Raw genomic sequence first — 8,086 nt, 5'->3', positions numbered from 1 at the left:
TCTTTCACTTTATCTGTTTGTTTTGATGCTTCCTTTGATTTTCATCTCCGTAATTTCCCTCTGTAACATTTTGGGGTGCGGAATGTGGGATTAATATTCACTGTGGAAAGCAAAATTTACGCAAAACTTGCTAAAATCAGTATTAATGCGTAAATCTCTTATTATTTAAGTAATAATAAGTTGCATTTCATTAGTGAATACTTCTTCGAGCCTCAATAAGGACTGGTGAGTATTTTCAAGTTCTAACGTTAACAGGGAACGCCGAATAGGTGGTGCGAATTTTTCCGTATTTTCCATATTCAAAGTATAGGAAGTTGCAGGTTGAGCAGATGGCAACCAAGCCCGGATTTTCTTGTTACTAAAACCTTGGGTGATTAATTTTGCGCCTGGTTTCACGGCTGATTTTGGTGGTTCAGAGAGAATGGTGTGTACATTAGTTCCACCAAAACCAAAGGAACTGATCCCAGCAAATTTGGGATGAGCTTGATTCCAGGGTTGGGTTGTTTGGGCTGGATAAAAAGGTGAAAGGGTAAAGTCAAAGCGAGGATTTACTTGTTCACAGTTGAGTGATGCGGGAATAACCTGGTTGTGCAGTGACAATGCAACTTTGATGAAACTAGCCACCCCAGCCGCACTTAATAAATGACCAATATTGGTCTTGACGCTACCTAAAGCACAGTGATTATTTGTCCCCACTCCAGCAAACACCTGAGATAACGCCCGTAACTCAATGGGATCACCAATCATGGTTGCAGTCCCGTGGGTTTCGATGTAACTAATTTGTTCTGGACAAAGGTGGGCTTTTGCTAGTGCTGTAGTAACTACTTCTACTTGACCTTCGACGCTGGGGGTAGTAATGCCCATGGTATGACCATCGTTGTTGGCAGCAGTAGCATTAATCACGGCGTATATTGGATCGCCATTTGCTAAGGCTTGTTTTAAAGGTTTGAGCAAGACACAACCCACACCTTCACCAGGGACAAAACCATTGGCGCGTTCGTCAAAGGTAAAACACTTGCCATGAGGAGATAAGGCGTGTGCTGCACTGAGAAAGAGATAAGGTTTTTCATCTAAGAGAACTTCCACCCCACCGGCTAAAGCCATTTCTGACTCACCCTGTAGTAAACTTTGACAGGCAAGATGGATAGCCATGAGAGAAGATGAGCAGGCTGTATCAATGACTAGACTTAACCCTGTGAGATTGAGATAGTGGGAAACGTGGGACGCGATGAAGTTTTGTCCTACACCCACAATGCTGGATTTTTTGGGGATTTGAATGCGATCGCCATATCCTGCTACCCTAGCACCTACGAACACCCCAACTTTGCGGTGGTTGATATCTTTGATGGCATAACCAGAATCTACTACCGCTTCAACACAACTTTGACAGAATAGGCGCACCAGGGGATCAATGTCGCTGGCTTCATGTTGAGAGACTCCAAACATGGTGGGATCAATGTCTTCTAAATCATCCAGAAAACCGCCCCATTTACTCACTGATTTACCTGATGTAAATTCGCTGGAGTAATATTGTTCGACATTCCATCGAGATTTTGGGATTTCTCGGATGCTGTCAACGCCAGCTACTAAGTTATTCCAGAAGATTTCTTTGTTGGCTGCACCTGGGAATTTGCAAGCCATACCAATCACGGCAATTTCGGTGTGCGATGGATTTTGGGAATTTTGCTGACCCAGAGGCGCAGAAGAGGACAATTCTGTGGGCAGGTTTTCCCACTTGAGCCAAGTTTCCGTCTTGCGGGGAGGGGTTTGAGGCTGAATTTTTGTCTCTACTACTTGAGTTTGTGATAGTTTTAGCTGTAATTGATCATGATGATAAGTAATGAGATGTTCTGCTAAACGGGATATGGAATCGTGTTGTAATAACAGTGATGGGTCTAATTTCAGTCCTAGCCATTGATCAATTTTGTTGACGATACTGGCTAAAAAGATGGAGTCCACACCTAAAGCATCAAAGGAGGTGTCATACTCGATTTGGTCTAAGGTAATGTGGAGTTCACTGGAGAGAATTTGGCTTAATGATTCTAAAACGTAAGTCTGTACGTTGCCATTGATTGGGGCGTTTTGCTTGGGTGAGGAAATGGGCTGAGTTGTTGTTTGCGCTTTCCTAACTAGGGGCAATTCTGATAAATTTAATTGCTCTTGACTACCTACACAAGCCACAGTGTGAATTTGGGGAGGTAAAGTCAAGATAGTATCTAAAGATTGCAAACTTCCGGCTGTGGACAAAGGGGCAAGACCTATCTTGGTCATTGGCTGACTGGTGAGTTGTCCCATGCCAACTTCTTTCCAGTTTGACCACTGAATGGCACGATAGTAGATATTACCTTGAGCTACTTGATAAGCAGCAAAGTAATTCATATAGGCGTTAGCTGTAGCATAATCACTAATACCTACAGCTAGTTTAGGGACGACGCTCGACAGGGATGAGAACAAGACGAATGCTTGTAAATTGTCATGCTCAAAGATGCGGTGTAAAACTTCCAATGCGGTAGTTTTGGGAGACAATACAGATACAATACTGTCTATGGATTTATGCAGAAAAGCTGGTGATTCTGAGGAAACACAGCCTGCACAGTGGAATACTTGAGTAATGGGTCCATATTGACGGCGAATGTTTTGGAAATAGACATCTAGAGCCGCATAATCTGTTAATTCGCCAATATAGAGTTCTACGGTTATGCCTTGTTTTTCTAAGTTGAGAATGTTGGTGATTTTCCTAGTAATTGCCGGTTCTGCATTTGGCGATGCCATTAATTCATCCCATTTTGTTCTGGGAGGTAATGTAGTTTTGCCCATCAACACTAGGGTTTTATAACCTTGACCCGCCAAATGTTGAGCAACTTCATGACCTATACCACCTGTACCGCCACTAATCACAACCGTTCCCTGTAATAATTTCTGGGACTGGGTGGGGGGTTCAAACTTCAGAGGTGCGAGGGTAGCAACAAAGCGATCGCTATCTCGGTGACAAATTTCGGTAAAGTGATCGTCAGCTTGATACTCTTGAGCAATAATTTGACTTAAAGTTTGTAAATCTGAGTAGTTGGGGTCTAAATCAATGGTTTTGGCATAACAAGAGTTATATTCTGCGCCCAACATCTTGAATAAACCCGTCAGTTCTGCACCACGCAGGTTAGTTGATGTCCCGTTAATATTCTGCAACCCTTGGGTAAATTGTCGTAAGCGTAGGGGGTTACGAGTATTCAATAAAGATTGTAGTAAGGCGATGTTGCCGAAAATAGACTGACTATTACCAGTTAAGGCAGTTAAATCAAGAATGCCTGTAATTTCTAAAGATGATATCTGATTGTGAAATCTCGCTCTGTGGTCGGCGTTATCAAAGCAAAATTGATAATTCTGGGGTGTGATTTGTTGGTAAGTAGAAGCATTTTCCACCACCACAAAAGCGGCTTGATGATGCTGTGCTTGCAGAGTAGCAATCAAAGGTTTGATATCATCATCAGCAAGAACGATAATTGTCCCTGGCAAAGTAGCTTGGGTATCTTGAGGTAATGCTTGATGTTGCCATTGTGGTACAAGCAGGCTGATGTGTTCTTTTGTAGGTACTTTAATCGTTTTGGCTGGTGCAGTGGTGGTTTCGGGAAACCAATATTTATCAAGACTAAATGGATATCCAGGTAAGGGAACAACGGTGGGTGAATAATCTCTAGGTAATACCTGAGTCCAATCAATATCTAATCCTCCCACCCACAACTTAGCCAACTTAGGATATGCTGAATTTTGCGCTAGAGATCGCAAATGCTTTTCTAATTCTTGTTGACTCTCAAATAAGTCCTCATAGGCTTGGCTATAACGAGAATCACCCACAAAAACCTGATTATTTTCTAATCCATTGATTAACTTGTGCAGAGCATTGGTCAATTCCTCAAGAGTTTTGGCTACAATAGCCAGACGATACTCCATCGCTTCCCTGCCTTTTTGCAAGGTGTAAGCTATATCTGCTAAAGAGAAGCTATTTTGTTGTTGGAGATATGCCGCAATGCTTTGAGCATAAGCAGTTAGCCGTTCTTGAGACTTAGCCGACAAAATAACTAACTGCGGCTGAGATGGTGCAGAGATATCCACAGTCCGTGCTAAATATTCTTCTAGAACTATGTGAGCATTTGTCCCCCCAAACCCAAAGGAACTGACTCCGGCTCGACGTGGTTGTTGTTTCCCTATAGAGGTTGTTTGCCGTTCCCAAGTCACTTGTTGTGAGGCAATTTGCAATGGAGAATTATCCAAACGGATATACTTATTCAAAGTAGCAAAGTTAGCATTAGCAGGAATTACACCTTTTTGCAACGCCAAAATAGATTTGATAATTCCTCCCACCCCGGCGGCGGCTTCTAAATGTCCGATGTTGCTCTTGACAGAACCGACATAACAATTGTGGGTAGTCTCAACAGTAGCAAAAACCTTCTTTAGTCCATTAATTTCTATCGGATCGCCCAGGGTTGTCCCAGTCCCGTGAGCTTCAATATAACCAATAGTAGCAGGGCTAATTTGAGCATCAGCATAAGCTGCTAAAATTGTCTCTGCTTGCGCTTCGGGAGCAGGTGCAGTCAAAGAATTAGTATGTCCGCTATGTCCTACTGCCGCACCTTTAATCACAGCATAGATATAGTTGCCATCCCGTTCAGCCTGAGTCAAGGACTTTAATAACAGTACCCCTGCGCCTTCACCTCTGACATAACCATTAGCTGCTTCATCAAAGGGACTACACTTGCCTGTTTTACTCAACATCCCCGCCTGCGAAAAGACCACATAGGATGTCAAAGATGTGATCACATTAACACCACCTGCGATCGCTAAATCAGATTTTCCTGAGCGTAATAGTTCCATAGCCCGATTTATCGCCACCAAAGAACTTGAGCAAGCTGTATCAATTGCTTCACTTGACCCTTTCAAATTCAACAAGTGAGAAATTCTGTTAGCCAGGATAGCATGACTCACGCCCGTTCCTAAATGGGGTTCTATAGAGTTTTTCTGCTGACACAACAACTCATGATAATCAAAACTCGAAGCCCCAACTAAGACCGCCGTTTTAGAACCAGATAACTCTGAAGCACGATATCCAGCATTTTCTATAGCGTGCCAGACACATTGGAGAAGTATCCGTTGCTGTGGGTCCATCAATTGAGCTTCTCGTGGAGAAATACCAAAGAACTTCGCATCAAAACACTCAACATTTTCTATAAACCCACCTTTAAGAAAAGGAGCAAGTTCTGGAGATTGCAAAAGATTTTTTTGCTCTGCATTCTGGGGTAAACGTTGAGCCGGAAAATCTGTAATCTCGACTTGACCTTCTGTCAATAACTGCCAAAATTCTTCTAAGGTTTTAGCTTGGGGTAATGATATACCCACACCAATAATTGCAATATCTTGGGGGGAAGATTCAGACTCCAGAACATCGGTAACAGTTGCTATTTCCTCTGGAATTACAGCCACTGCACTTTCATCTTTGGTGCAGGTTTCTAAACTTGGTTCTAGATGTTCTTGGATAAATTCTACTAGAGCAGTAATTGTATGACATTCATACAGCAAATCAGGAGTTACAGGAATTTTAAATTCATCTTGGAGAAAAGTAGTTAATTCCACATAATTTAATGAATCAAATCCTAATTCACTAGGCGAAGCCGACAAACAAACCTCTTCAGTTGGTATTTCTAGAATTGCAGCTATTTTATTTTGTAACTGAGCCTCAATTTGAGAGATATTATTCATGGTAGATATTGCCTGTACTCATATACTTTAACCCTGAAAGATGATTTAGAACGTAGGTGAGAAACCTCGATTAACTTGCATCACTGTTGGCTGGGAATTTCTTGCCAAATGCTTTAGGATTTGTAATTCTACATCCATTGCTCCACCTGCCTTGTAGAGTTTTATTTTCTGATTTTTTTATTCATTATACTCGGAAAGTGACAGAAGAGGGTTAACTGCGATTTCTAAACCGGAACTACCTGTCTAGTTACAGCTTCACGAAAACCATTTTGCAGATACAGACTTGTACAATGTCTTCGGCGTTTCTTACCACTAGAAGTTTTCGGTAGAGTCACGGGCATAATCAACACTAAATCATGTAACCTTAACCCATGAATATCAGATATATTTTTTCTCACAGTTGTTAACAGTTGACTATGGTCGAACTTGTTCAGAAAATCTTTGTTAATTTCACACGCCACAACTAACTTATCTTCCCCATTGATATCAACCGCAAATGCTGCTGAACCACCTATGCGGATAGCAACATCACTATTTTCTACAGTAGCTTCTATATCATCAGGATAATGATTTAACCCGCGAATAATAATTAAATCCTTCAAGCGTCCTGTAATAAACAATTCTCCTTCCACAAAGAAACCAAAATCACCAGTTCGTAAATATGGTCCTTCTCCTGTTGTTAGATAAGCTTGGAAAGTGTCTTGGGTTTGTTGTACTCTATTCCAATATCCAGCCGCAACTGAGCCACCAGAAATCCAAATTTCGCCAATTTCTTCAGGACTACAAAGCGTCAGAGTTTCTGGGTTCACAATCCGAACATCATGGTCACCATGAACATTTCCACACCCAACTAAAACCTTCTTAGTGTTGTTATCTACAACCTGGATACGATGAGTTTCTAATACTTGTTCATCTACTGACAGAAATACAGGTTTATCTTGAGGATTTCCCCCAGAAATAAACAAAGTAGTTTCAGCCATTCCATAGCAAGGATAGAAAACTTCTTCTCTTAAGCCATATTTTTTAAATCTCTGAATGAAGCTTTCAATTACATTAGCTTTCACAGGTTCAGCCCCATTAAATGCAATCTGCCAACTGGATAAGTCTATATCCTTAATTTCTTCATCTTTGATTTTATTTACACACAATTCATAAGCAAAGTTTGGTCCACCACTAGTAGTAGCACGATATTCTGAGATGGTTTTTAGCCAAGTTGCAGGTGATTGTAAAAAAGTGATAGGTGGAAATAGTACAGATTTAATTCCTAGATATAGAGGTTGAAGAACATTACCAATTAAACCCATATCATGATAAAGCGGTAGCCAACCTGCAAAGATTGTCTCTTCGGAATGCTGAGATCCTTCCTTAATAGTTTGCTGATTATGGATGAGATTACTATGAGTTACCATGACACCTTTTGGTTGTCCTGTAGAACCAGATGTATATTGCAGAAATGCCAGATCAGAGCCTTGAATATTTGGTATTTTCCAGTTATGACTAGCTGCTTCTGGCTGAGAATTTGTAGCTATCCAGTGTGCTTGATTGATGTAGGGAATGTCGCGGTAAATTTTCTGAAAATCAGCAATCGAGTCTTCAGTTGTGAGAACAAATTTCACTTGTGCATTTTCTATAATTCCGCTGAGGCGTGATATTTCTCTTTGATTGCGTACAGGATGCACAGGTACGGGAATTACTTTAGCATATAAACAACCAAAAAAGGCAACAATAAAATCAATCCCCGGACGATATAACAATAACGCCCTCTCCCCATCAAGATTGTATTGTTGCAGTGCTGTGGCTATGGCGACTGCTTTTGTATGAAACTGTCCAAAAGTTAATTCCACCTTGGCTTCTGAAGAATTAATAAAGACAAATGCAGTGTCTTGGTTTTGTGAAGATGCTCTGAAGTTCAATATTTCTAAATAGTTTGAAAATTTAGTAGCTGTATTGATAATTTTTTCAGTCATTGGTTTAATACCTTATGTTGTCAATACTATTGCCAAAATAATGCGATCGCTCATTTTCCCAACGGTTAACAGTGGCATAGGTTACACCTAGATAAGCGCCGAACTGTTCTTGAGTAAGTCCAGTCAAGAGGCGAAACTCCCGAATTAGCCCCCCAATTTCGGGTTGTTTGACCACCAATGGTCTTTTTAACATCTGCTTCATGTCTGATGTAACAAGTATTATATCTTTTGACATAGTAAGCACACAGAAATGTTGAATAGCGTAATAAAACTTTACATGTTGAAATAAACTTAGCCTATAAGTGCTATTTTTCATCTTATCCAAATAAGTTTTCTAAACCAATGAACATAACTTATTTCCTGACACATAT

Annotated in this window: 3 protein-coding genes; all 3 read right to left on the bottom strand. The window is 40.8% G+C overall.

Features of this window, described 5'->3' with window-relative positions; genetic code table 11:
- Positions 1-165: 165 nt before the first annotated feature.
- Complete coding sequence (locus tag AN490_RS05130) at positions 166-5,748, bottom strand: type I polyketide synthase (protein WP_300000604.1); 5,583 nt, start codon at positions 5,746-5,748, stop codon at positions 166-168.
- Positions 5,749-5,972: 224 nt separating this feature from the next.
- On the bottom strand, positions 5,973-7,715 hold the full coding sequence (locus AN490_RS05125) for a fatty acyl-AMP ligase (protein ID WP_300000602.1): 1,743 nt from the start codon (positions 7,713-7,715) through the stop codon (positions 5,973-5,975).
- Positions 7,716-7,719: 4 nt separating this feature from the next.
- Positions 7,720-7,950 carry a helix-turn-helix transcriptional regulator gene (locus tag AN490_RS05120; RefSeq protein ID WP_300000599.1) on the bottom strand — a complete coding sequence of 77 codons (231 nt, stop codon included), beginning with the start codon at positions 7,948-7,950 and terminating at the stop codon, positions 7,720-7,722.
- Between the last annotated feature and the right edge of the window lie 136 nt (positions 7,951-8,086).

This window comes from Anabaena sp. AL09 (genome assembly GCF_001672255.1).
In the GTDB taxonomy this organism is placed as follows: Bacteria; Cyanobacteriota; Cyanobacteriia; order Cyanobacteriales; family Nostocaceae; genus Dolichospermum; species Dolichospermum lemmermannii.
Note: the sequence above shows the minus strand (reverse complement) of the source record. Positions and strands in the feature narration are given on the sequence as shown.

What these genes read in the sequence shown, in the direction of transcription:
- AN490_RS05130 (WP_300000604.1), bottom strand. Translation starts at nt 5,748, where the DNA reads ATGAATAATATCTCTCAAATTGAGGCTCAGTTACAAAATAAAATAGCT.
- AN490_RS05125 (WP_300000602.1), bottom strand. Translation starts at nt 7,715, where the DNA reads ATGACTGAAAAAATTATCAATACAGCTACTAAATTTTCAAACTATTTA.
- AN490_RS05120 (WP_300000599.1), bottom strand. Translation starts at nt 7,950, where the DNA reads ATGTCAAAAGATATAATACTTGTTACATCAGACATGAAGCAGATGTTA.